Annotated in this window: 27 protein-coding genes; 25 read left to right on the top strand and 2 right to left on the bottom strand. The window is 38.1% G+C overall.

Annotated elements, in window-relative coordinates:
• The first annotated feature begins 71 nt into the window (after positions 1-71).
• The 3 genes from LIS78_RS22070 (at position 72) to LIS78_RS22060 (ending at position 3393) form a co-directional block, all read left to right on the top strand.
• Positions 72-674 carry a genetic competence negative regulator gene (locus LIS78_RS22070; protein ID WP_252284361.1) on the top strand — a complete coding sequence of 201 codons (603 nt, stop codon included), beginning with the start codon at positions 72-74 and terminating at the stop codon, positions 672-674.
• A 357-nt stretch (positions 675-1031) separates the two neighbouring features.
• The gene (locus LIS78_RS22065) at positions 1032-2297 is read left to right on the top strand and encodes a Glu/Leu/Phe/Val family dehydrogenase (protein WP_370506064.1); all 1266 of its coding nucleotides are present in this window, start codon (positions 1032-1034) and stop codon (positions 2295-2297) included.
• A 124-nt stretch (positions 2298-2421) separates the two neighbouring features.
• On the top strand, positions 2422-3393 hold the full coding sequence (locus LIS78_RS22060; RefSeq protein WP_252284360.1) for a YpdA family putative bacillithiol disulfide reductase: 972 nt from the start codon (positions 2422-2424) through the stop codon (positions 3391-3393).
• 19 nt (positions 3394-3412) lie between these two features.
• On the opposite strand, the gene LIS78_RS22055 is transcribed toward LIS78_RS22060, so the two are convergent.
• Entirely contained in the window at positions 3413-4384 is a 972-nt protein-coding gene (locus tag LIS78_RS22055; protein WP_195781928.1) for an asparaginase, read from the bottom strand.
• Between the two features lie 198 nt (positions 4385-4582).
• Here LIS78_RS22055 and prsW point away from each other — a divergent pair, with 198 nt between their 5' ends.
• The 10 genes from prsW (at position 4583) to LIS78_RS22005 (ending at position 13926) form a co-directional block, all read left to right on the top strand.
• Positions 4583-5233 carry a glutamic-type intramembrane protease PrsW gene (prsW, locus tag LIS78_RS22050; RefSeq protein ID WP_013059034.1) on the top strand — a complete coding sequence of 217 codons (651 nt, stop codon included), beginning with the start codon at positions 4583-4585 and terminating at the stop codon, positions 5231-5233.
• A 146-nt stretch (positions 5234-5379) separates the two neighbouring features.
• Positions 5380-6312 (top strand): spore cortex-lytic enzyme, encoded by a 933-nt coding sequence (gene sleB / locus LIS78_RS22045; protein WP_057233606.1) that lies wholly within the window; start codon positions 5380-5382, stop codon positions 6310-6312.
• Between the two features lie 17 nt (positions 6313-6329).
• Positions 6330-7679 (top strand): germination protein YpeB, encoded by a 1350-nt coding sequence (gene ypeB / locus LIS78_RS22040; RefSeq protein WP_195781929.1) that lies wholly within the window; start codon positions 6330-6332, stop codon positions 7677-7679.
• A 155-nt stretch (positions 7680-7834) separates the two neighbouring features.
• Complete coding sequence (locus LIS78_RS22035; protein WP_252284359.1) at positions 7835-8500, top strand: flagellar brake protein; 666 nt, start codon at positions 7835-7837, stop codon at positions 8498-8500.
• Positions 8501-8569: 69 nt separating this feature from the next.
• On the top strand, positions 8570-8746 hold the full coding sequence (locus tag LIS78_RS22030) for a YpfB family protein (protein ID WP_013059030.1): 177 nt from the start codon (positions 8570-8572) through the stop codon (positions 8744-8746).
• A 162-nt stretch (positions 8747-8908) separates the two neighbouring features.
• Positions 8909-9583 (top strand): (d)CMP kinase, encoded by a 675-nt coding sequence (cmk, locus tag LIS78_RS22025; protein ID WP_013059029.1) that lies wholly within the window; start codon positions 8909-8911, stop codon positions 9581-9583.
• The gene (locus LIS78_RS22020; RefSeq protein ID WP_252284358.1) at positions 9580-10167 is read left to right on the top strand and encodes a lysophospholipid acyltransferase family protein; all 588 of its coding nucleotides are present in this window, start codon (positions 9580-9582) and stop codon (positions 10165-10167) included. The genes cmk and LIS78_RS22020 overlap by 4 nt, the downstream gene beginning before the upstream one ends.
• Before the next feature lie 162 nt (positions 10168-10329).
• The gene (gene rpsA / locus LIS78_RS22015) at positions 10330-11466 is read left to right on the top strand and encodes a 30S ribosomal protein S1 (RefSeq protein WP_252284357.1); all 1137 of its coding nucleotides are present in this window, start codon (positions 10330-10332) and stop codon (positions 11464-11466) included.
• 16 nt (positions 11467-11482) lie between these two features.
• Entirely contained in the window at positions 11483-12535 is a 1053-nt protein-coding gene (gene fni, locus LIS78_RS22010) for a type 2 isopentenyl-diphosphate Delta-isomerase (protein ID WP_252284356.1), read from the top strand.
• A gap of 176 nt (positions 12536-12711) precedes the next feature.
• Positions 12712-13926: an MFS transporter gene (locus LIS78_RS22005; RefSeq protein WP_195781933.1), complete on the top strand. Its 1215-nt coding sequence runs from the start codon at positions 12712-12714 to the stop codon at positions 13924-13926.
• Between the two features lie 29 nt (positions 13927-13955).
• Here the strand turns inward: LIS78_RS22005 and LIS78_RS22000 are convergent, their stop codons facing one another.
• Positions 13956-14093: a YpzI family protein gene (locus LIS78_RS22000; RefSeq protein ID WP_116073489.1), complete on the bottom strand. Its 138-nt coding sequence runs from the start codon at positions 14091-14093 to the stop codon at positions 13956-13958.
• 120 nt (positions 14094-14213) lie between these two features.
• Between LIS78_RS22000 and LIS78_RS21995 the strand changes: the two genes are divergently transcribed.
• The 12 genes from LIS78_RS21995 to hepT all read left to right on the top strand — a co-directional run bounded on the left by LIS78_RS21995 (position 14214) and on the right by hepT (position 24897).
• Positions 14214-14819 (top strand): YphA family membrane protein, encoded by a 606-nt coding sequence (locus LIS78_RS21995; protein WP_252284355.1) that lies wholly within the window; start codon positions 14214-14216, stop codon positions 14817-14819.
• Positions 14820-15116: 297 nt separating this feature from the next.
• The gene (gene der / locus LIS78_RS21990) at positions 15117-16427 is read left to right on the top strand and encodes a ribosome biogenesis GTPase Der (protein WP_057243147.1); all 1311 of its coding nucleotides are present in this window, start codon (positions 15117-15119) and stop codon (positions 16425-16427) included.
• Between the two features lie 17 nt (positions 16428-16444).
• On the top strand, positions 16445-17476 hold the full coding sequence (locus tag LIS78_RS21985; protein WP_252284354.1) for an NAD(P)H-dependent glycerol-3-phosphate dehydrogenase: 1032 nt from the start codon (positions 16445-16447) through the stop codon (positions 17474-17476).
• 316 nt (positions 17477-17792) lie between these two features.
• Positions 17793-17996 carry a DUF2768 domain-containing protein gene (locus LIS78_RS21980; RefSeq protein WP_116073485.1) on the top strand — a complete coding sequence of 68 codons (204 nt, stop codon included), beginning with the start codon at positions 17793-17795 and terminating at the stop codon, positions 17994-17996.
• 24 nt (positions 17997-18020) lie between these two features.
• Positions 18021-18743: a YphF family lipoprotein gene (locus LIS78_RS21975; RefSeq protein ID WP_098599820.1), complete on the top strand. Its 723-nt coding sequence runs from the start codon at positions 18021-18023 to the stop codon at positions 18741-18743.
• Positions 18744-18972: 229 nt separating this feature from the next.
• Entirely contained in the window at positions 18973-20451 is a 1479-nt protein-coding gene (spoIVA, locus tag LIS78_RS21970) for a stage IV sporulation protein A (RefSeq protein WP_013059017.1), read from the top strand.
• A gap of 373 nt (positions 20452-20824) precedes the next feature.
• Positions 20825-21097, top strand: coding sequence for an HU family DNA-binding protein (locus LIS78_RS21965; protein WP_013059016.1), 273 nt, complete (start codon positions 20825-20827; stop codon positions 21095-21097).
• Positions 21098-21245: 148 nt separating this feature from the next.
• Positions 21246-21812 carry a GTP cyclohydrolase I FolE gene (folE, locus tag LIS78_RS21960; RefSeq protein WP_013059015.1) on the top strand — a complete coding sequence of 189 codons (567 nt, stop codon included), beginning with the start codon at positions 21246-21248 and terminating at the stop codon, positions 21810-21812.
• Between the two features lie 25 nt (positions 21813-21837).
• Positions 21838-22068, top strand: coding sequence for a trp RNA-binding attenuation protein MtrB (mtrB, locus tag LIS78_RS21955; RefSeq protein WP_028411509.1), 231 nt, complete (start codon positions 21838-21840; stop codon positions 22066-22068).
• 281 nt (positions 22069-22349) lie between these two features.
• On the top strand, positions 22350-23141 hold the full coding sequence (locus LIS78_RS21950; RefSeq protein ID WP_252284353.1) for a heptaprenyl diphosphate synthase component 1: 792 nt from the start codon (positions 22350-22352) through the stop codon (positions 23139-23141).
• 4 nt (positions 23142-23145) lie between these two features.
• Entirely contained in the window at positions 23146-23850 is a 705-nt protein-coding gene (gene menG / locus LIS78_RS21945) for a demethylmenaquinone methyltransferase (RefSeq protein WP_195781938.1), read from the top strand.
• An 81-nt stretch (positions 23851-23931) separates the two neighbouring features.
• Positions 23932-24897, top strand: coding sequence for a heptaprenyl diphosphate synthase component II (gene hepT / locus LIS78_RS21940; protein WP_252284352.1), 966 nt, complete (start codon positions 23932-23934; stop codon positions 24895-24897).
• Positions 24898-24959: the final 62 nt, after the last annotated feature.

The following is a 24959-nucleotide window of genomic DNA, read 5'->3' as shown; positions in this document are numbered from 1 at the left end:
CGTTTTCCAAAAAATACATATACTGCATTATCGAACCATGTGGTTATGAGTGCAAGCGGGGAGGGACGCTAATGAGGCTTGAACGATTAAACTATAATAAGCTAAAAGTTTTTTTGACCTACGATGATTTAAAAGAAAGAGGGTTAACAAAAGAAGATCTATGGACAGATACATTCAAAGTAAAACAGCTCTTTCGTGAGATGATAGAGCAAGCTTCTCAAGAACTGAACTTTGAACCTACAAATTCTCTTTCGGTAGAAGTTTTTTCACTTCAAGCACAGGGAATGGTTGTATTTGTGACAAAGCAGTATGAAGAAGAAACCAGCTACGGTGAGTTCGATGAAGACGAGTTCGAGGACTTCATTGAAATGCAGGTCATGCTAGATGAAAGCGAAGACATGTTTTTTGAGTTTGATTCATTTGAAGATGTCATTCAGCTGACCAAACGCCTGTCAAACTTTTACGATACGGATAGCGTGCTCTATTCATTTGAAAAACGTTTTTACGTGCTGCTGGATTATCACATGCTGTCACCAGCTGAAGTTGGGAATATGATTGCGGTTTTGGCGGAGTATGGAAATCCCTCTACAATTACAAAGCACCGCGTAAATGAATATGGAAAAATGTTAGTAGAAAAGAGAGCTTTGGAGTATATTAACTCTGTCTTTTCTTAACTGTTTAATTGAAATAATTACACCCGTGAAGGATAAAGCACTTTTATTAAAATAAGAGTGGCTGCACTTTCAGCTTGTACAAAGTTGTTGAAAGTGCTCTTTATCACCGGGTGTTTTTAATTTTTTTTAGACGATTAAAGCATACTAGAAAAGAGGCAGACTTAAAACATTGTAGCATACCTTGTAAAGTTATTGGAAGCGTTTTCTTAGAAGAACACAAAAAATACTAAAAGTTCGATATTTTCCTTTGCAATGTAAAACTAAGGGTGTATACTATGTCATGAAAGAAGCACCATTCAATTAAAAACGAATAATTTTCGATACATTTTAGGAGGTTTACAGATGGTAGCCGACAAGATGCAAGACAGTAAAAATAGTCAAGAAGAGAAGCATGATGTTTTAAAATCTACACAAACAGTGATACATAAAGCGTTAGAAAAACTAGGCTATCCTGATGAAGTGTATGAACTATTAAAAGAGCCATTACGAATGATGACAGTAAAAATTCCTGTTCGTATGGATGACGGATCAGTTAAGATTTTTACAGGTCACCGAGCGCAGCATAACGATGCAGTTGGTCCTACGAAAGGTGGAATTCGTTTTCACCCAAACGTAACTGAAAAAGAAGTAAAAGCTCTATCTATATGGATGAGTTTAAAATGTGGAATCGTTGACCTTCCTTACGGTGGAGGAAAAGGTGGAATTGTTTGTGATCCTCGAAATATGTCTTTTGGAGAATTAGAGCGTTTAAGCCGCGGATATGTTCGTGCGATTAGCCAAATTGTTGGACCAACAAAGGATATTCCAGCGCCGGATGTGTTTACAAATTCACAAATTATGGCTTGGATGATGGATGAATACAGCCGGATTGATGAATTTAACTCACCGGGCTTTATTACTGGAAAGCCCCTTGTCTTGGGTGGTTCGCACGGCCGTGAAACAGCGACTGCAAAAGGAGTAACTATTTGTATTCGTGAAGCAGCGAAAAAACGAGGCATTGAATTACAAGGCGCACGGGTAGTAGTACAAGGGTTTGGAAATGCAGGAAGCTTTTTAGCTAAGTTCATGCACGACGCTGGCGCTAAAATTGTAGGGATATCCGATGCGTACGGAGCGCTGCATGATCCTAACGGCTTAGACATTGATTATTTATTAGATCGACGCGATAGCTTTGGCACAGTAACGAAATTATTCAATAATACAATCAGCAATAAAGAGCTGCTTGAACTTGACTGTGACATCCTAGTTCCAGCTGCGATTGAAAATCAAATTACAGAAGAAAACGCCCATAACATTCAAGCGAGTATTGTTGTAGAAGCAGCAAATGGACCAACAACTCTTGAAGCAACGCGCATCTTGTCAGAAAGAGGAATTTTATTAGTTCCAGACGTTTTGGCAAGCGCCGGCGGTGTAACAGTCTCTTATTTTGAATGGGTGCAAAATAACCAAGGTTATTATTGGACGGAAGAAGAAGTAGAAGAAAAGCTTGAAAAAGTAATGGTTAAATCATTTAATAACATCTACGAAACCTCTACAACTCGAAAAGTCGACATGCGTCTAGCTGCTTATATGATAGGCGTAAGAAAAATGGCAGAAGGCTCTCGTTTCAGAGGCTGGATTTAAAAACAGAACAGCAGAACAATTGCGTAAATAGAAAAAATCTCCTATCATTAATGAGGAGATTTTTTTGTTTTACACTGCGTTAAAATAAAAAAAAGGTGCGTTTACAACTGAAGGAGTGACAGGCATGAAGAAAGAAAAAGTAATTATTGTTGGCGGAGGACCATGCGGTCTTTCAGCAGCTATTGAGCTTCAACATACAGGTATGGATGCCCTTGTAATTGAAAAAGGGAATATTGTGAATGCCATTTATAACTATCCGACCCACCAAACGTTTTTTAGTTCGAGTGAAAAACTAGAAATTGGGGATGTCCCTTTTATTACGGAAAATCGTAAGCCTGTGCGCAACCAAGCTCTTGCTTACTACCGAGAAGTGGTGAAGCGCAAGCAGGTTCGAATTCAGTCGTTTGAACGTGTCTTGCAAGTAGACAAACAAGCGGAAAACCAATTTATTGTCACAACATCTAAAGAGACATATGAAGCGGAGAATGTCATTATAGCTACGGGCTATTACGATCATCCTAATTATATGAATGTTCCTGGTGAAGATTTATCAAAGGTATTTCATTATTTCAAAGAAGCGCATCCGTACTTTGATAAAGATGTAGTCGTTATAGGCGGAAAAAACTCTAGCGTCGATGCAGCTCTGGAATTGGTGAAGTGTGATGCAAGGGTGACGGTTATTTATCGTGGCTCAGATTACTCCTCTAGCGTAAAACCTTGGATATTGCCTGAATTTGAGGCGCTGGTTCGAAATGGAACAATTCAGATGCATTTTAATGCTCATGTAACAAAGATAACGGATGAAACGGTAACATATGAGCAGGAAGGGAAAGAATCTACGATTAGTAACGATTTCGTTTTTGCCATGACTGGCTATCACCCTGATCATTCGTTCTTAACAAAAATGGGTGTGGAATTAGATGATGAAACAGGCCGCCCTTCTTTTAACGAAGAGACGATGGAAACAAACGTGGAAGGAATTTATATCGCTGGTGTGATTGCTGCAGGAAACAATGCTAATGAGATTTTTATTGAAAATGGACGTTTTCATGGAAAATCAATCGCTTCTCATATTATCAACAAAAACAACGCATAGGCTTCTATGCGTTGTTTTACTAATGATTAAATAGCTGCTGCAGTTCATCATGATTCGTTGTTACTTGGAGAGCAACTAACAGTTTAATGCGTGCTTTAGGACCATTTAAGCCATTTGAAAAAATAACGCCCATCTCTTTCAACTGCTTGCCACCGCCTTCATATCCATATACATCTTGAGCAATTCCATTAAAACAGCGAGAAACGAGCACGATGGGTATCTTTCGTTTTAAAAGCAATTGAATTCCCGGAAGTGCAAGGGGAGGGAGATTTCCTTGGCCGAGGGCTTCAATTACAAGTCCATCGACATTCATTGAAGCCGCCGCTTGAAATAATTGATCGTCCATTCCTGCATAAGCTTTTAATAAAGTGATTTGTTTATCTATCTGATTAACAGGATAAAATTCATGTTCTGTAGGCATGTGGTGAAAAGATACGCCGCGTTTTGTGATTAATCCTATTGGCCCGTACTGAGGGCTTTGAAATGTCGCCACGTTGCTTGTGTGGGTCTTGGTCACATTTTCAGCGGTATGAATTTCATCGTTCATCACCACTAAGACACCTTTTCCTTTTGCACCGTCACTAATAGCCACCCGAACCGCAGATATAAAATTATAAGGACCGTCTGAACCGATCTCATTGCTTGATCTCATGGCTCCAGTTAAGACAATTGGAATATCTGTATGCACTGTTAGATCTAAAAAATAAGCGGTTTCTTCCAGCGTGTCCGTACCGTGGGTTAACACGACTGCATCAATTTTGCCCTCATTAATTTTATCGCGTATTTTTTTTGAAAGTATAAGCATTTCCTTAGGAGTAATGTGAGGAGAAGGCAGATGAAATGCTTCTTCTACGATTACATTGGCCATACCTGAAACAGATGATGTTGAGCGGTGAAGCGGATTTTGAATATCTGGTGTTACCGATCCAGTTGCCATGTCTTCTTTCATAGAGATTGTGCCGCCGGTGTGAAGAATATAAACAGTTTTCATAGAGAGCTCCTTTCAATTTTTCATATAAGTATGATACATTTTTTGGTATACTTGTTTAAGGTCTTTGTTAGGCTTTGTAAATCGACAGCAAGTTATGTGAGCATTTACATATAAAGATAAGGACATTATAGACGGAGATTTTCATCCTAAAGATAACATGTTACTATTAAAAAAAATAGAGGAGATGAGGCGCTATTTATGTTGGCGATTGTATCTGCAGGCATTGCGCCAGGATTGGCATTGTTAAGTTTTTTTTATTTGAAAGATGAATATGAAACTGAGCCGATTTCAATGGTATTAAAAACATTTATTTTTGGAGCAATGCTTGTTTTGCCAATTATGTTTATTCAATATGTATTTGGTGAAGAACACGTTTTTCAATCACCTTTTCTTCAAGCATTTTTTACGACAAGCTTTTTAGAAGAATTTTTCAAATGGTTCATTTTATATTTCACGATTTATCAGCATGTGGAATTTGATGAGCATTATGATGGAATTGTTTACGGGGCAGCTGTTTCCTTAGGTTTTGCTACCGTTGAAAATATTTTATATTTATTTGCAAATGGTTTAGAATCAGCGCTAGGAAGAGCCTTTTTACCCGTATCTAGTCATGCTTTATTCGGCGTCATTATGGGGTATTATTTAGGGAAAGCAAAGTTTTCTGAAGGAAAGGAAAAAACGAAGTGGACGCTGTATTCCGTATTTGCGCCGCTCATTTTACATGGAACATATGATTATATTTTAAAAACAATGGATCATTGGGTATTTATTATTATTCCATTTATGATTTATTTATGGTGGCTGGCATTAAGAAAAGTAAAAAAGGCCAAACAGCCATCGATTGTCTAGGCTCAGCTTGTAAATCTTTTTTGAGAGATTTATGAGCTGAGTTTTTTTCATTTCGGTAAATTTTGCGCATCTTGTATAAAAAAACAACCTTTACAAAAAATACTCCTATCATCTTATCAGTTACATACGATGTAGGAGGTTTTGTCATGTTATCATTTCGATGTTTTAAAAAGTATGCATGTCTCATATGCATATGTTCATTTATTGCAGCGTCCGTTGTGAGTCCAAAGGCCGCTCACGCGTTTTCAAATCAAGTCATTCAACACGGAGCAGTTGGAGATGACGTTATTGAGCTGCAGTCGAGACTTCAGTATTTAGGTTATTATAATGGGAAAATTGACGGTGTATTTGGATGGAGCACATACTGGGCACTGCGCAATTTTCAATATGAATTTGGCATTAAAAAGATTGACGGTTTAGCAGGCTGGCAAACAAAGATTAAATTAGCCAACGCAACAAAATATCACGAAAACTATGTGAAAAATCAAATTAGAAAAGGGAATAAGTTTACGCACTATGGCGGTCAGCCTCTTGATCAACAGTCTAAAGGAAGCGGTAGCAGTGGGAAAAGCAGCGGGAATAATGGTCAACAAAAAGCACAAAGCGGATCTTCTCAAGCAAAAAAACCTGCCAGTCAGCCGCAGCGTAATACGTCTAAAGGAAATTCTGAACAACAGAAAGAAAAAGCACAAAAGCCAACAGCGGTGAATGTACCGAGCGGTTTTTCACAAAATGATATTCAGCTCATGGCAAATGCCGTGCATGGTGAAGCACGGGGTGAACCATATAATGGCCAAGTAGCCGTAGCGGCCGTTATTTTGAACCGAGTTAACAGTCCGTCATTTCCAAATACAGTCGCTGGAGTTATTTTTGAACCGCGTGCATTTACTGCCGTAGCAGATGGGCAAATTTGGCTTGAACCCAATCCAACATCTAAAAAAGCGGTTATGGATGCTATTAACGGATGGGATCCTACTGGGAATGCTATTTATTACTTTAATCCAGATACAGCAACAAGCGCATGGATTTGGTCACGTCCTCAAATTAAGCAAATCGGGAAACACATTTTCTGTCGATAAAGAGAGGTGAAGGAAACATGATTCGAACAATTTTAATTGTATTATTAGCTATTGGTGTTGTAGGTGTAGGGTATTGGGGGTACAGCGAACATCAAGAAAAAGATGCTGTGCTGCTTCAAGCGGAGAATACGTATCAACGAGCATTTCATGATTTGTCATATCAGCTAGATTTATTAAATGATAAAATCGGTGGCACGCTCGCCATGAGTTCGAGAGATCAGCTTTCGCCCGCGCTTGCAGAAGTATGGCGTTTAACTTCTGAAGCTCATAACAATGTAGGACAGCTGCCTTTATCGCTTTTACCGTTCAATAAAACAGAAGAGTTTCTTTCAGATGTTGGTGACTTTACGTATAAAGTGGCGGTAAGGGATTTAAGCAAATCCCCCTTAACAGATAAAGAGTATAAAACGTTAAATTCGCTTTATGATCAGTCAGGCGAAATTCAAAATGAAATGCGCCAAGTACAGCATCTAGTCATTGATAATAACTTGCGCTGGATGGATGTTGAGCTAGCCTTAGCCACAAAAGAAAAGCAAGGGGACAATACGATTATTGACGGATTAAAAACCGTTGAAAAAAGTATGGATTCTTTTGCCGAAACAGATTTAGGCGTTATGAATGCAACGAATGAGCAGGAAAAAAACGCTTTTCATCAATTAAAAGGTAGAGAAGTTAGTGAAGATGTTGCAAAACAAGTGGCGCGTTCGTTTTTGAATTTAAAAGGAAATGAACAAATTCATATTGTAAAGAGCGGAAAAGATGCCGATTATGAGGTGTACAGCTTAACCATTACAGATCCGAAGACTAAACAAGAGACGTATATGGATATTACACAAAAAGGTGGATATCCGCTTTGGGTGCTCGAAGATCGAGATATTAAAAAACAAAATATTAGTTTAAACGATGCTATGAACAAAGCGAATAAGTTTTTAAAAGATCATCGTTTTGAAAGCCTAGTGATGGCTGAAAGCGCTCAATACGACAACATGGGAGTCTTTACATTCGTAGAGCAGACGGAAAGTGGAGTTCGGATTTATCCGGATTCAGTTAAAATGAAAATGTCTTTAGAAGATGGATCTGTGATTGGTTTCTCAGCTAAAGACTTCTTATTAAAACATCGTACAAGAGATATTCCAAAACCTAAAATTTCAAAAGAACAGGCAAAAACCAAGCTGAACTCGAACGTCAAAGTGATGGAAGACCACTTGGCAATTATTACGAATGATTTAAACGAAGAAGTGCTATGCTATGAGTTTTTAGGGACAATAAAAAATGATACGTATCGAATTTTCATCAATGCCGATACGGGTTTTGAAGAAAAAGTCGAAAAACTGCAAAACTCAGAACCTTTATATAATGAAGTGTAAAGTTGACAAAAACCGGTGTCTATAGACACTGGTTTTTGTGTTTTGTAATATTTTATTGAGTCTAAATAACTAATTTATATTTGCGAAATAAATATATTTGACTATGTTTGAATAAAAGGAAAAAGTGTATATAGTGGAACTGAAGGAGAGAGAAGATGATAAAAGCGGGAATGAGGTTGACGTTAGAGAGCGGGCACAGAGAGTCTACATTACAACAAACATATCGATGTAAGGTAGTTGAGTTTACGGAAGACGTGATTTATATTAGCTATCCGCTAAATGAAGAAACGCAGCGAAGTGCTTTTTTACTAAAAGGTACAAAATTGCTTGCCACGTTTATTGGTTACAATCAAAATGTATATACCTTTCCAACTGAAGTAACAGGGCGTGAAATAAAAGGCATGCCTGTTGTGAAGCTCTTTTACCCGGGCGATAAAAAGTTAAAATCCATCCAAAGAAGAAATTTTTTCCGTGTGCGGCTTACAGTGAAGGCGGTGATAGAAAGTGAACAAGAACAGCAGGACGTAATGGAAATCATGACTAAAAACATCAGTGCAGGTGGAATAGCCGGCTCCTTCCATCACTCGCTGCTTTTTAATGAGAAAGATTCGGTTGTTGTACGATTAAGTCTTCCTAATCGTGAGGGAGCTTTGCAGCATCTTGAATTAAAAGGGGAAGTTGTACGAATTACCGCCCCGACTTCTTGTAAAGTAGGTCAGCTATCTATTAAATTTATGGATATGGAAAAACAAACGAAAGAAATGATGATTCGTTATACCTTAAAGCGTCAGCTCGACCTAAGAAGAAAAGGTCTTCTTTAGCGTATAAAAAAAACTTCTCTTTCCTAAACTGTAAGCAAAGGTATTACTTCTTACAAAAGGAGAAAAAAGGTGAATCGAATAGAACGAATTTTAATTAAATTAGTGGTTATTCAATTTGTGTTTTTAATAATTGCCCAATGTATTTTACTATCTAGCAGTCACAGTACATATTTCTCAAAGGTTATTCAGTATGAGGGAGTTAGCAAAAATAATTTTAATAAAATTATTGAAACATTCGACCAGTAGTCGGACGTATGGTAGAATAGCTAGGAAAGAAACATGCAGTGAACACCAGGCAGGAGAAGACCCCCTGCTCTTTTTTTCGTTTATAAACGTTTCATATAAAATGGCTCATTGTATAAAAGATGAAAGTGGTTTGTTCCTGTTTTGAAATTAAGGGAGGCACTTATGGAAAAACAAATTTCAATCGCGATTGACGGTCCTGCAGCTGCTGGGAAAAGTACAGTGGCAAAGATTATAGCAGAAACCTTATCATATATTTATGTTGATACAGGAGCGATGTATCGTGCTCTAACGTATCAAGCGCAGAAAAACCAGGTAGATTTGCAAAATGAAGAAGAGCTATTGCATTTGCTTAACGAAACAGTAATCGATTTAAAACCGTCTGAATCTGGACAGGTAGTCATCTTAAATGGACAGAATGTTACAAGTGAAATTCGTTCCGCAGAAGTAACTAACTCTGTATCCATCGTAGCGAAACATCGTGCAGTTCGTGAAGAGATGGTAGCGAGACAGCAGGGCCTTGCTAAAGATGGAGGCGTTGTAATGGATGGACGTGATATCGGTACACACGTGCTTCCTCACGCAGAAGTTAAAATCTTTTTATTAGCGTCTGTGGATGAAAGAGCACAGCGACGCCATGACGAAAACATAAAAAAAGGTTTTGAATCAAATTTAGAGCGTTTAAAAGAAGAAATTGCCCGCAGAGACAAGCTGGATTCTGAGCGCGAAGTAGCACCTCTTAAAAAAGCTGAAGATGCAATTGAAATCGATACAACTTCCTTATCGATTGAAGGAGTTGTAGAAAAAATACTTTCTATTACAAAAGAAAGGATTGGATGATTTTGAGCTTTTATATGTTTGCACGTGCCATTGTAAAAGGTATTTTAACACCAGTTTATCGTTATGAAGTAATCGGTGCAGAAAATATCCCTTCAGAAGGCGGAGTTTTGCTTTGTTCAAATCATATTGACAACTTAGATCCGCCTACTGTAGGTGTGACATGTCCAAGGCCTATTTCGTTTATGGCAAAAGCAGAGCTGTTTAAAGCACCTTTTCTGAAGACGGTCCTGCCAAAGTTAGAAACATTCCCTGTAAAGCGCGGGATGGCAGATCGTGAAGCTTTGCGCCAAGGGTTAAAGATTTTAAAAGAAGGAAAAGTGCTTGGATTATTTCCAGAAGGAACAAGAAGTAAAGATGGGAAATTAGGAAAAGGGATGGCTGGAGTAGGCTTTTTTGCTTTGCGTTCAAAAGCAGCTGTTGTGCCTTGCGCTGTTATTGGTCCATATAAGCGTTTTGCAAGGTTAAAAGTAGTGTACGGACCCCCAATTCAGATGGATGAGCTTCGCGAACGAAAAGCATCAGCCGAGGAAGTAACCGAAGTTATTATGAAAAGCATTGGTAAATTAATTGAAAAATATCAATAGTTTGTAACCTTATGACTTGACAAAAGATTCTATTTATTAGAAGTTAGTAACAAAGAGAGTTTTTTCTATACAGAGCTATATACAATAATGATGAGCTAAGAGAGTGAAGAACTCTTACAAGGGAATACATATTGTAGATGGATATTGGAGGAGGAAAAGACGATGACAGAAGATATGAATCAAGTAGAGGTAACGTCATTAGAAGTAGGAGAAACAGTAAAAGGTACTATTACAAAAGTAGAAGAAAAGCAAGTGTATGTAGATGTACCTAACAGCAAACTAGACGGTATTATTCCAATTAGTGAATTAGCGAGCTTACATATTGAAAAAGCAGGCGATGTAATCCAAGAAGGTGCCGAAGTCGAAGCGAAAGTAATTAAAGTGGAAGACGATTTGCTTGTGTTATCTAAACGGGCTGTAGATGCTGAAAAAGCATGGGACGGTTTAGAAGCAAAACTTTCTTCAGGTGAAGTGTTTGAAGCGGTAGTCAAAGAAATTGTCAAAGGCGGATTAGTTGTAGATATTGGTGTAAGAGGATTCATTCCAGCTTCTCTTGTTGAAACTCATTTCGTCGATGATTTCGCAGAGTATCAAGATCAAACTCTTACAGTCAAAGTAGTGGAATTAGATAAAGAAAAAAATCGCGTGATCCTTTCGCATCGTGCAGTTGTAGAAGAAGAGCTTGTACAACAAAAAGAAAATGTTCTTGAGTCATTAAAAGAAGGTCAGGTTTTAGAAGGAACCGTTCAGCGCTTAACAGACTTTGGTGCGTTTGTAGATGTAGGCGGAGTAGATGGGTTAGTGCATATTTCTCAGCTTTCACATACGCGTGTAGAAAAACCTTCAGATGTAGTAGCTGAGGGAGATACTGTGAAAGTCAAAGTATTATCTGTTGACAAATCAACGGGGCGTGTTTCATTATCTATTAAAGATACGTTAGAAGGTCCATGGTCCAACATTTCTACGAAGCTTCGCCAAGGTGATGTAGTAGAAGGAACCGTTAAAAGACTTGTATCTTTTGGAGCTTTTGTGGAAGTTCTACCTGGAGTAGAAGGACTTGTACACATTTCTCAAATTTCACATAAGCATATTGGGACACCGCATGAAGTGCTTTCTGAAGGCGAAAAAGTGACGGTAAAAGTACTTGATGTGAATGAACAAGAACGACGCGTTTCGTTAAGCATTCGTGATCTTGAGGAAGAAGAACAAGAAGATTACGGTGACTATGAATTACAAGAAGAGTCAAAAGGTTTCCAATTAGGTGATATGATTGGGGATCAATTAAAAAAATTAAGATAAGTAATGGTGATGATTTGTGAGCAGAGCAAAACGTAAAATTGATCACATTCATCATGCGATTCAAACGGGACAGCATCGGCTGCACGGGCTAGATGATATTCGCTTCGTTCATAATAGCTTACCAAATACAGGCGTGCACGATGTTCATATTGATACAAAAATTGGCGAACTTTTTTTAAGTTCGCCAATTTTTATAAATGCTATGACGGGCGGAGGCGGACAAGAAACGGAACGGATTAACCGTTCGTTTGCTCAAATTGCTCATCATGGTCAATTAGCAATGGCCGTTGGATCGCAGATGGCTGCGATTAAAGATGAAAAGGAAGAACAATCATACAGAGTAGTGCGTCAAGAAAACCCTAACGGAGTTATTTTTGCCAACCTAGGCAGTGAAGCTACAGTTGAACAAGCTAAAAAAGCGGTTGATATGCTTGAAGCAAATGGACTTCAAATTCATTTAAATGTTATACAAGAACTGGTCATGCCAGAGGGAGATCGTGATTTTACCGATGCATTACGTCGTATTGAACGAATTGTCCGAGAAGTAGCCGTTCCTGTAATTGTCAAAGAAGTAGGTTTTGGGATGAGCGCTCAAGCAGTGCAAAAACTTAAAGATGTTGGTGTTGAAATCGTTGATATTGGTGGGTACGGTGGTACCAATTTTTCGAAAATCGAAAATGAAAGACGAGCAAAACATTTTCACTTCTTTAATGATTGGGGAATTTCCACAGCAGCTTCTTTAGCGGAAGTATCTCAGCACGTAGAAGGTATGTCCATTATTGGTTCAGGAGGTATTCAAACCTCTATGGATATTGCTAAGTCTATTGCGTTAGGAGCTTCTGCAACGGGAATGGCAGGATATTTTTTATCCATTTTAATGAAGTCTGGTTTAGAAGCAGTTGTAGGAGAGATAGCTGAGCTGCATGAGGAGTTAACGTTCATCATGGCTGCGTTAGGAGCAACTTCTATTGCCAAGCTTCAGCAAATGCCTCTAGTTATTACAGGGGATACCCATAGCTGGCTGACTCAGCGAAATGTATCTATAGAAACATTTAATAACAGATCATAAAAAAGCATGCAGTTGACTGCGTGCTTTTTTATTTCTTTAGAAGATGAATGATCGCGTTTTTATTTAAAAAAACAAAAAATGTTGGCAGAAGAAATGACAAAAAGCATGAAATCCCAAACGTTGGCCCCTTATAATAAGTTAAATAAACAGAAAAATCAGAAAAAAGAGGTGGCGTAATGAAAAAGGGACATCCTATATTTACAATTTTTCTTTTCTTTTTAGGCTGGGTTTTCATGTATGCAGATCGTAATATTTTATCTCCGGTTATGGGAGATATCGGTGCACAGTGGGATCTTAATAAAGCTGAACTTGGGCTAATGTCTACCGTGTTTTTTGCCGCGTATGCAGCTATGCAGATTCCAACGGGTTTTTTGGCAGATCGATTTGGTCGCGTTAAGATCTTAGTAGCTGGATACATCTTGTTTGGAGTTGCCACATTTTTTACAGGACTTACAACTACTTTCGGTATGTTCTTACTCATGCGGGCGCTGACAGGGCTTGGAGAAGGAACGTATTATGGTTCACAATACGGAATTTCTTCAAGCATCACGTCTGAACGATACCGAGGTCTAGTGTCTGCGCTCATCAATAGTGGAATGGCTTTTGGTATATCACTTGGTTTTATCGGTTCTACATACATTACATATACGTTAGAAAAAGACTGGCAGTTTACTTTTTACTTATTTGCTATTCCGACTATAGTAATAGCTATTTTAATAGCTTTCTTTGTAAAAGATAAGCAAAGGGATCAAGAAAAAAATTCGCCAAATAAAGAAACAAAGCAGTCGCTAAAAGTATTATTTACAAAAAATCATATTTTCGTATACATTTTAATCTTCTGCTCTCTTTACGGATTTTTTGGGATGCTGACGTGGCTTCCTTATTATTTGCAGCACTCGCGAGGCTTAGAAGGGTCTCAAACAGGCATTATAGCATCTTTAGTACCTTGGGCGTCTATTCCAGGAGCAATCTTCTTTGGGTATATATCTGATCGAATTGCAAATAAAAAAGCATTAATTGTGAGTTTGTCAGTAGCGGGCGCTTTATGTCAATTTTTTATTCCCTATACAGAGAGTTATTCTTGGCTATTAATCGGCTTAATTGTGTACGGTCTGATAGGGAAATTAGCATTAGATCCCATTTTGATTTCGTATATGGCGGATATTACTCCATCGTCCATGTACTCTAAAGTGTACGGTTTTTTCAACTTCAGCGGCATGCTGTCATCGATCTTTGCGCCTTACATTACCGGGTATTTTGCAGATAAACTTGGAAGTATGGAATTCGGATTTTATTTGTCAGGAGCACTATTGTTAGTGGGAGGAGTTCTCTTTTTGTTTACAGGAAAGAAAGAACGTTCCTATCCTGTTTCACATCCAGTTTTAAAATAAAAAATGCGCTGACTTAGTCAGCGCATTTTTTATTTATGCTCATTTAACTCGCGCGCTTCTTCAGGACTTTGCAAGCCAGTTGCTCCTGGATAGTGAAGTCCTTGATCACGGTCAGATTCAACTCGTTTTGATTCTTTTAATTTTTTCTCTTGACGATCTTTTCCCATTATAGATTCCCTCCTTTTTTCTGATAGGTTGTCCAAAATAACCGGTTCTATTCTAAAACTCCGATTAAGTTTTACCAAATTGATACATACTGATGACAGGTAGAGGAGGTGCCATATTCAGTGGACGGAATTTTCTTTTATTGGCTTTCGTGGATGGGATGGATTGTTGCGACTTTTCTTATGCCCAAAACATCTAGGCGTTGGAAGGTATCAGCCATTATATTAATCAGTATACTCCTAAGCGGAATGAACATGCATATAACTCAGTTTTCATGCAGCTACACCGCTTTGTTTTTAGTAGGAGTAGCGTGTGTTTATGCTTCAGGATACAGCAGATTTCAGCAGTTATATTATGTTATTGTATGCGGCATTATAATAATTGCCTATGCTGGTTTTTGTTTGCTTGAGCTCTATGATCCTGTATGGATTTTTATTGATCGTAAGTGGATTTTGACTGGACTTATCTTATATATTTGCTTTATGGTGATTAAAGGTGCTGAAAAAAGATTCGCAGCGATCATTTTAGGTGTAGTTGGAGGAGATTTTTTATACGCAGTTGTCATTCGAGATATTGTATCTTATGAAGTAGGGTCTCTTCGGACACTCGACGTTTTAGCAACGGCAGTAGGAGCTGTGTTTATTTGGGAGATACTGGTTTATTTCTCTGCTTATTTAGATTTGTACGTGCTAAAGTCTCACAGGCAAAAGCAAAGTACTTACAAATAGAAGAAGAGATTTCGTAAAATTATATTGTTGTTACCGGTGATTTTTGATAAAATTGTTTGATTGAAAGAGTAATGCTTATTCAGCGGATAGGCAGTTAATCAGCTTGGTGTAAAATAGGGCTGATAAAAAGCCTGCTTTATCGCTTATGATCGATTAGTAGAGGTCATGCCACGCTGCATGGCCTCAATTTTTGAAAAAAGAATGATCTTATTTATTTGTACATGTAGATAAATACCTTTAGTCGATTAAAGACTGGTTGCCGATACATAAAAAAGATCAAGGAAAGGGAAGAATCGTATGCCAAAACCAATTATTGCGATTGTTGGTCGTCCCAACGTAGGAAAATCAACAATTTTCAACCGAATTGTAGGAGAGCGAGTATCTATTGTAGAAGATATTCCGGGTGTAACTCGTGATCGTATCTATAGTTCAGGTGAGTGGCTGAATATGGACTTTAACATTATTGATACTGGCGGTATTGATATTGGAGATGAGCCATTTTTAGAACAGATCAAACAGCAGGCAGAAATTGCAATTGATGAAGCGGACGTAATCATTTTTCTAGTGAATGGACGCGATGGAATTACTGCAGCTGATGAAGAAGTGGCGAAAATTTTATACAAATCGAAAAAGCCCGTTGTCCTAGCCGTTAATAAAGTAGATAATCCTGAAATGAGAGAATTAATCTACGATTTCTACGCACTAGGATATGGCGAACCGTTCCCAATCTCAGGAACGCATGGTTTAGGTTTAGGTGACCTGCTAGACGAGGCAGCTAAGCACTTTCCAAAAGAAAAAGACGAAGATTACGGAGAAGACGTCATTAAATTTTCATTGATTGGTCGTCCTAACGTAGGAAAATCTTCATTAGTTAATGCTCTTCTAGGTGAAGACCGTGTTATTGTCAGTGATCTTGCCGGTACGACACGCGATGCCATTGATACAAAGTTTACAAAAGAAGATCAAGAATATGTTGTTATTGATACAGCTGGAATGAGAAAGCGTGGAAAAGTGTACGAGAGTACTGAAAAATACAGCGTACTGCGCGCATTAAAGGCAATTGAACGCTCAGATGTTGTCTTAATTGTATTAAATGCTGAAGAGGGTATTATTGAACAAGATAAGAAAATTGCTGGCTATGCACAAGAAGCTGGAAAAGCTGTTGTCATCGTTGTAAACAAATGGGATACAGTAGAAAAAGATGAAAAAACAATGAAAAAATTTGAAGAAAATATACGTGAGCATTTTCAGTTCTTAACATATGCTCCAATTGTATTCCTTTCAGCTAAAACGAAAAAACGTACGCATACGCTATTGCCAATGATTGATCTTGCAAGCGAAAGCCATGCGGTACGTGTAGAAACAAGCATCTTAAATGATGTGATTATGGATGCAGTAGCAATGAACCCTACGCCTACTCACAACGGCAACCGCTTAAAAATCTATTACACAACTCAAGTAGCAATCAAGCCGCCAACTTTTGTTGTGTTTGTAAATGATCCTGAGCTAATGCATTTTTCATATAAACGTTTCTTAGAAAATAAGCTTCGTGAAGCTTTTGGATTCGAAGGAACTCCAATTAAAATTATTGCAAGACCAAGAAAATAACAGAGGATGTGATCGGCGTGGAAAGAATAGCTGTACTAGGAGCAGGGAGCTGGGGAACTGCATTAGCTTTCGTATTGGCGGAAAATGGACACGATGTTCGCATTTGGGGACATAGACAACAAGTCATTGATCAAATTAACGAGACGCATCAGAATGAAAAATATTTGCCTGGTGTAGAGCTTCCTCATCAGATTAAAGGTTTTACGTCATTAGAAAAGGCAATAGAGGGTGTTGAAACCCTTATTTTAGCTGTTCCAACGAAGGCCATTCGTGAAGTGTTGCAGCAGCTAAAATCCCTTACCGATGAACTGTTTACAATTGTTCACGTAAGTAAAGGAATTGAGCCGGATTCTCTTTTACGTATATCTCAAATGATTCAACAAGAAATTAATACAAAAGACATCGTTGTCTTATCAGGTCCGAGTCATGCTGAAGAAGTAAGTAGAAGGCAGCCGACAACCGTGACGTCGGCTTCAACAAATATACAAGCAGCAGAAAAAGTGCAGGATTTATTTAATAATCAACAGTACTTCCGTGTTTATACAAATCCTGATGTGATTGGTGTGGAAATTGGGGGAGCGTTAAAAAATATTATTGCTCTTGCTGCTGGTATCACGGATGGACTTGGATATGGTGACAATGCGAAGGCCGCTCTTATGACTCGTGGCTTAGCTGAAATCGCTCGTTTAGGTACTGTGCTTGGTGCCAATCCTCTGACGTTCTCAGGTTTAACCGGGATTGGAGACTTGATTGTAACGTGTACAAGCGTTCATTCTCGAAATTGGCGCGCTGGTAATCTTCTTGGAAAAGGCAAAAATTTAGACGAAGTATTAGAAAATATGGGAATGGTTGTAGAAGGTGTACGCACGACGAAAGCAGCTTACCAGCTATCTCAAAAATATGACGTAAAAATGCCGATTGCTGATGCTTTATATAATGTACTGTTTAATGATGTGAAGGCAAAAGATGCAGTAGACGCGCTTATGTCTCGTACTAAAACACATGAAATGGAAGATTTAGCGAATGTTTTAGGAGAAAAATTAAATTAAGTGCAAAGAAATATGAAAAAATAGGCAATTGGTGATACCCAAAATCATTTACTTGCATAAAATAACGTGTAAATAAAGATGAGTAGAACTGTTAGTATGGGAATATTTAGTTATAGTCGAAGCGAAGAGCCCCCTTCGCTTCGATTTTTTTTTATGTGAAAAAGCAGGAATTTGTCAATTTAATAGGAAAGTAATTACTATAGAGCATGAATCAATGGAAGATAAATAAATAGTGAATTTAGAAAGTTCTATCAATATCCGTCTTAACTATAAGTCCTTATGTTATAATAACGGTGAAAAAAGGAGTGGATGCAATTTGTCGCCAGGTTTGTTAAAGATGTGGATTTCATTGGGTTCCATTGTATTTATGTTTATTTCGGTATTTTCTATTTACTTTAGTCGTTATAAAATTACGAACCGCGTTGGTAAAATTGTACTCGCTTTCATTGCCTATTCGCTCATGATTGTAGCAGGTCTTATTATGGTAATTGTTGTATTCAGCGGTCCGACAGATGCTTAATGTACATATGGTAGGGTGAGAAAAATGAAAAAATTCATGCTAACGTCTATTGTTGGGTTAACCATTTTTGTATTATCCGGTTGTTTGTACCCGGCGGAAAGAATGTCTCAAAATCAAGTTCCTTATAAAGATCAAGTTGCTTCCGTGCAAACGGCAGTTGATCAATTTAAACAAGAAAGCGGAGGCTTATTGCCGATAAAAACGAAAGATATGGACACGCCGATTTATCAAAAATATCCGATTGACTTTACGAAAATTGTTCCTAGATACATGCAAGACGCACCTGGGAATTCGTATGAAAGCGGAGGGATATTTGCGTACGTGCTTGTGGATGCAGAAACAAAGCCCACGGTTAAATTATTAGACTTACGGATGGCGGATACGATTCAAGATGTTAATGTACATTTGAATATATACCGTCAAAATCATAAAGGGTACGTACCGTTTAAAGACGTCATCGCTCCAGGAGTATTCTCTATTAATTATAAAAAATTGAATATGAAAGAACCTCCTGTCGTTACTAGCCCATATACAGGGAATAGTCTTTCTTTAATTGTTAATGGACAGGGAGATGTATTTGTGGATTATCGTCCTGATTTGTATGATGCCATTCAAAAGCATAAAAGCTCCTACAAACCGGGTGAAGATATACGAAAGCTCCTTGTGGAAAACAGTGATTTTGTACCTGCTTACTCTCTTCCTTATACAGTCAACGATAAGAATGAACCAATATTTTTAAAAAAATAAGTCATGAACCCCTTCTCCTTGAATAATATTCAGAGAGAAGGGGTTTTCTCTTTCTTGTACACCAATAATGATAATCAGAATGACTAAGTCAGCATGTGCATGAAAAAAATCATAAATTTTTCTATCAAAAGTCATATTTTAATAGGACAACGTCATAACTATATAGTGTCCTAATTTACTCTCGCAATGGATGTCATATTCCATGAACTCATAGATCGGAGGGGATCTTTTGGAAAAGGTGGATGTATTTAAAGATATCGCTGAACGTACAGGAGGCGATATATATTTAGGTGTGGTGGGAGCAGTTCGAACAGGAAAATCTACATTTATTAAAAAATTTATGGAGCTGGTGGTCCTGCCTCACATCGAGAACGAGGCAGAAAGAGCTCGCACACAAGATGAACTACCACAAAGTGCAGCTGGAAAAACGATTATGACAACTGAGCCGAAATTCGTACCGAATCAAGCAGTTAATGTTTTGGTAGATGACGGGCTAGAAGTTAACATACGGTTAGTAGATTGTGTAGGATATACGGTGCCTGGCGCTAAAGGGTACGAAGATGAAAACGGACCTCGAATGATCAATACACCTTGGTATGAAGAACCAATTCCATTTCACGAAGCGGCTGAAATTGGAACGAGAAAGGTAATTCAAGAACACTCAACGATTGGTGTCGTCATTACAACAGATGGCTCAATTGGAGATATACCTCGTCAAGATTACGTGGAAGCAGAAGAGCGCGTCATTAATGAGCTAAAAGAAGTAGGCAAACCATTTATCATGGTTATTAATACCGTACAGCCATATCATCCTGATACAGAAAAGCTTCGTGCAAAGCTTAATGAAAAATATGATATCCCAGTATTAGCGATGAGTGTGGAAAGCATGCGCGATACTGATGTGATGAACGTATTAAGAGAAGCACTCTACGAGTTCCCTGTATTAGAAGTCAACGTTAATCTACCAAGCTGGGTAATGGTTTTAAAAGATAAACATTGGCTGCGTGAAAGCTATCAAGAAGCCGTTAAAGAAACGGTAAAAGATATTAAGAGGCTGAGAGACGTTGAACGGGTAGTAGAGCAATTTAGCCAGTTTGAGTTTATCGATCAGGCTCGATTAGCCGGAATTGAGATGGGGCAGGGAATTGCCGAAATTGACTTATACGCTCCAGATGATTTATATGATCAGATTTTGAAAGAAATCGTGGGAGTAGAAATTCGCGGAAGAGATCATTTGCTGCAGTTAATGCAAGACTTTGTGCATGCAAAAACCGAATATGATCAAGTCTCTGATGCCCTTCGTATGGTTAAACAAACGGGTTATGGTGTAGCTGCACCTTCGCTTTCAGATATGAGCCTTGATGAACCTGAAATTATTCGCCAAGGATCGCGTTTTGGAGTTCGTTTAAAAGCAGTGGCACCTTCTATACACATGATTAAAGTGGATGTAGAATCAGAATTTGCGCCGATTATCGGAACGGAGAAGCAAAGCGAAGAATTAGTTCGTTATTTGATGCAAGACTTTGAAGATGATCCGCTTTCAATTTGGAATTCAGATATATTTGGCCGCTCTCTAAGTTCAATCGTAAGAGAAGGGATTCAAGGAAAGCTGTCGCTGATGCCTGAAAATGCGCGATATAAGTTAAAAGAAACGCTAGAACGGATTATTAACGAAGGATCTGGAGGTTTAATCGCGATTATTTTATAAGAATATAACGTTAGGCTCCTCATAAAGGAGCCTCTTCTTTTTGGATAGATCATACAAAACTTTACATATATTGTGATAGATCGCGTGGTTATCCTATTCCTGCGTTATTTTCTGCTTGCTATGCCTTGTTCAATATGTTAATCTTTTAACAGAAATCGATCGATCATACTGTTTTCACTACATACATACGGCAGATGAATGAAAAACATTGAATTATTTAGTTCAATCGTTTATGATTAGGCTTGTCGATACATAGGTTATGTATAATATCCATTTGTTTTGTTAAAGAATGAGATATAACGAATTACTAGATTCCTTTTCTAACAAGGTTTTTAGTTATTATATGATCCGATTTTGGGAGGAGGTGAATGGCATGAACAAGACAGAATTAATTAATGCTGTTGCAGAAGCAAGTGAGCTTTCAAAAAAGGATGCTACAAAAGCAGTTGATGCTGTTTTCGATACAATTTTAGAAGCTTTAAAAGCTGAGGACAAAGTTCAACTTATCGGTTTTGGTAACTTCGAAGTACGTGAACGTGCTGCTCGTAAAGGACGCAATCCACAAACTGGCGAAGAAATCGAAATTCCTGCTAGCAAAGTTCCTGCATTCAAACCAGGTAAAGCTCTTAAAGATGCTGTAAAATAATATCTACATAAAATGGCTTTATTCATAGCCGTTGATGAAGAGCTTTGAAAGGTCGCACATTTGCGACCTTTCTTTTTTGCCTTTGGTATATACATATGCTAGAATTTTTTTCATAAAGTCGTAATGCAACGAATTGGAGGGCAACAACATGTCATCTGTAAATAAACCACAGATCGAACAAGCCGTGAGACTAATTTTAGAAGCAATTGGCGAAGATCCAAACCGTGAAGGATTATTAGATACACCAAAGCGAGTAGCTAAAATGTATGAGGAAGTCTTTTCCGGGTTGAATGAAGATCCAAAAGAGCATTTTAAAACAGTTTTTGGAGAAGATCATGAAGAGCTAGTGCTTGTAAAAGATATTCCTTTTTACTCTATGTGTGAACACCACTTAGTGCCTTTTTACGGAAAAGCTCATGTTGCGTATATTCCAAAAGGCGGACGAGTGACCGGTTTAAGTAAGCTGGCAAGAGCAGTAGAAGCTGTTGCGAAACGTCCTCAGCTTCAGGAGAGAATTACATCTACAGTGGCGGATTCTATTGTAGAAACATTAGAGCCGCACGGGGTAATGGTAGTAGTGGAAGCAGAGCACATGTGTATGACCATGCGAGGCATTAAAAAGCCTGGTGCTATGACAATCACTTCTGCTGTGCGTGGAGTGTTAGAACACGATGCAAGTTCTAGAGCTGAAGTTTTATCACTGATTAAATCATAATGTGGATGATGAAGGAGAAGAGAATATGACACAAAAAGGAACGCCAGAGTATATTGTCATTAAAGCGGTCGAAGATGGAGTTAACGTAATTGGCTTAACGCGAGGAGCAGATACGCGATTTCATCATTCAGAAAAACTAGATAAAGGCGAAGTAATGATTGCGCAGTTTACTGAGCATACATCCGCAATTAAAATTCGTGGCAAAGCCGTCGTTCAGACTGTTCACGGAGAAATTGAATCCGATACGAAAAAATAAGCAGGGATTTTCCTGCTTTTATTTATATTTAAAATAAATGAATAAGAACAGGAAAAACATGGTGAAACTAAAAGCAATATCTTAAATTACTGTCTAAGAAATCCTGATGGTATGTGGATGAACGGTGTTCAAGTGGATGAGCAGCTAAAGGATTTAAACCGTGAAAAAGCTTCAAAAGAATTTAAAGGATATTTTATAATGTAATTATGTTATAATTGACACTATCGATTTGGAGTTAAAAGAACTTTAAACAAATAGTGATGGAAAGGGAGACAAGGATGATGAGCGTAAAAACCATCTATGATATTGTGGCCAACATGAAAGAACAGCTTCATGTTGAATTAAGTCATCCATATGTAAAAAAATATATTCATCATCCGCGTATTGATGAAAATAGATTACTGTACATGTGTTCGTTCTTAGATACTCTTTCAATGGAAGAAGAAAAAAAGAACAGCTCTGTGCTATCTGTGATGCTCGTTCAAACCGCACTTGATACCCACGATCTAGTCTCCACTCAAAATGTTAGCGGAAATGAAGGGAAGCTGCATGAGCGGCAGCTGGTAGTTTTGGCCGGAGATTATTACAGCGGCCTGTACTATTACTATTTAGCTCAAAGCAGCCAGCTGAATTTAATGAAAGTTATAGCATCTGCTATTAAAGAAATTAATATCGCTAAGATACACATTTATAACAATCGCTCTACTAATCCACACGACGTTATGAATAGTTTTTTAGCAGCAGAATCATCGTTTGTAAGATGCTTATGTGACTATTTTGAACGTGAAGAGTGGAAAGAACTTTTAAAACATGCAGCGTATTTGAACGGGATATTAAAGCAATTAAAGTCATTACAGCATAAAGAACCTACTCTCTTGCTAAACTATTGCAAACAAATTGGCATGAATCAAGAACAAATAAAAGAATACCTTTATTCGTATACTCAACAGTCTGTAAATATTGTTAGAGGATACTTACGAAGTGAATTTGTGATGAATGAGTTTTTAAGAGAGCACTTAGATGAACTTACATCTAGCTTAGAAGTGCTGAAAAATGTCGTAGGAGAAGGATAGAGATATGCAGCAATCAAAAGAACAGCGTGTCCATGGCGTATTTGAAAAAATATACAAAAATTATGATCAAATGAATTCTGTTATTAGTTTTCAGCGTCATAAGGCATGGCGCAAAGATACGATGAAGCGAATGAATGTTCAAAAAGGAACAAAAGCTTTAGATGTTTGTTGCGGAACTGCGGATTGGACGCTAGCTATGGCTGAAGCAGTTGGAGAAACAGGAGAGGCAGTTGGCCTGGATTTTAGTCAAAATATGCTAAAGATTGGTGAAGAGAAAGTAAAAAACTCACCTTTTTCAAATATTACCTTACTACATGGCAATGCAATGGAACTTCCTTTTGAAGATAATTCATTTGACTATGTAACGATTGGATTCGGACTGCGCAACGTGCCCGATTACCTTCAAGTTTTAAAGGAAATGCAGCGCGTCGTGAAACCTGGCGGAAAAGTGGTTTGCCTTGAAACGTCTCAGCCCACGATGATTGGCTACCGACAAATGTACTTGCTTTATTTTAAGTATATTATGCCTGCGCTTGGAAAGATGGTCGCTAAAAGCTATGATGAATATTCATGGCTTCAAGAGTCAGCTAGGGACTTTCCAGGTCAAAAAAAATTGGCTGATATGTTCCGTGAAGCCGGTTTGACAGATGTTGAAGTGAAATCTTACACAGGTGGAGTAGCAGCGATGCATCTAGGGTACAAACGATAAAAGAGAAAAAGCTTGTCCTACAGGTGCAACAGCCTGTAGGATAAGGAGTAAAGAATGAATATATAATGCAAGGTGAGTCCAATGAAACTAAAAATGATGTACGCTTTTTTGAATACGGATATTACCCTTATTGAGAAAGAACTTGAACAAACTGTTCATACCGATGAAACACTTATCACAGATGCTTCTCTTCACCTTTTACAAGCAGGGGGGAAACGAATTCGCCCTGTATTTGTTTTGTTGGCAGCTAAATTTGGGCATTACAACATCGACCAAATCAAACATGTGGCAGTAGCGCTTGAGCTGATTCATATGGCGTCTCTTGTTCATGATGATGTTATCGATGACGCTGATAAGCGACGCGGAAAACCAACAATTAAGGCAAAATGGGACAATCGTATTGCTATGTATACAGGGGATTACATCTTTGCTCGTGCGCTTGAAGTTATGAGTGAGGTTAAAGATGTGGAAGCACATAAAATTTTATCTAATACGATGGTGGAATTAACGCTCGGTGAAATTGAACAGATTAAGGACAAATACAACCTAAACCAAAACTTACGCGTGTATCTGCGTAGAATTAAACGTAAAACGGCACTGCTAATTGCTGCAAGCTGTCAGTTAGGCGCAATTGCAGCGGGAGCTCCTAAAGATATACATAAACGTTTATTTTGGTTTGGATATTACGTGGGAATGTCATTTCAAATTACCGATGACATTTTAGATTTTATCTCATCAGAAGAACAGCTTGGGAAACCAGTTGGCAGCGACTTACTGCAAGGAAATATTACGCTGCCAGTTTTGTATGCCATTGAAAATGCTGAGTTTCGAGATAAAGTAGAACAGCTTTTCGAGAGGGAATATGAGCAAGAGCTGATCAATGAAATTATTTCTGATATTAAATCTTCTAACGCCATTGAACGTTCATTTGAGATGAGCGATCGTTATCTGCAAAAAGCGATGAGCATTTTAGAAGAACTGCCGCCAAACAAGGCGAAAAAAACGCTGCATCAAATTGCGAAGTACATTGGAAAACGGAAATTTTGATTTATTTACTTTCATAAGTTGTAAACTGCTCGAAACAATGTTAATATCTTCATGAGGTGTGA

The sequence above is a fragment of the Priestia megaterium genome (genome assembly GCF_023824195.1).
Lineage (GTDB): Bacteria > Bacillota > Bacilli > Bacillales > Bacillaceae_H > Priestia > Priestia megaterium_D.
The sequence above is the reverse complement of the archived record's forward strand: the minus strand, read 5'-3'. Positions and strand labels throughout refer to the sequence as shown.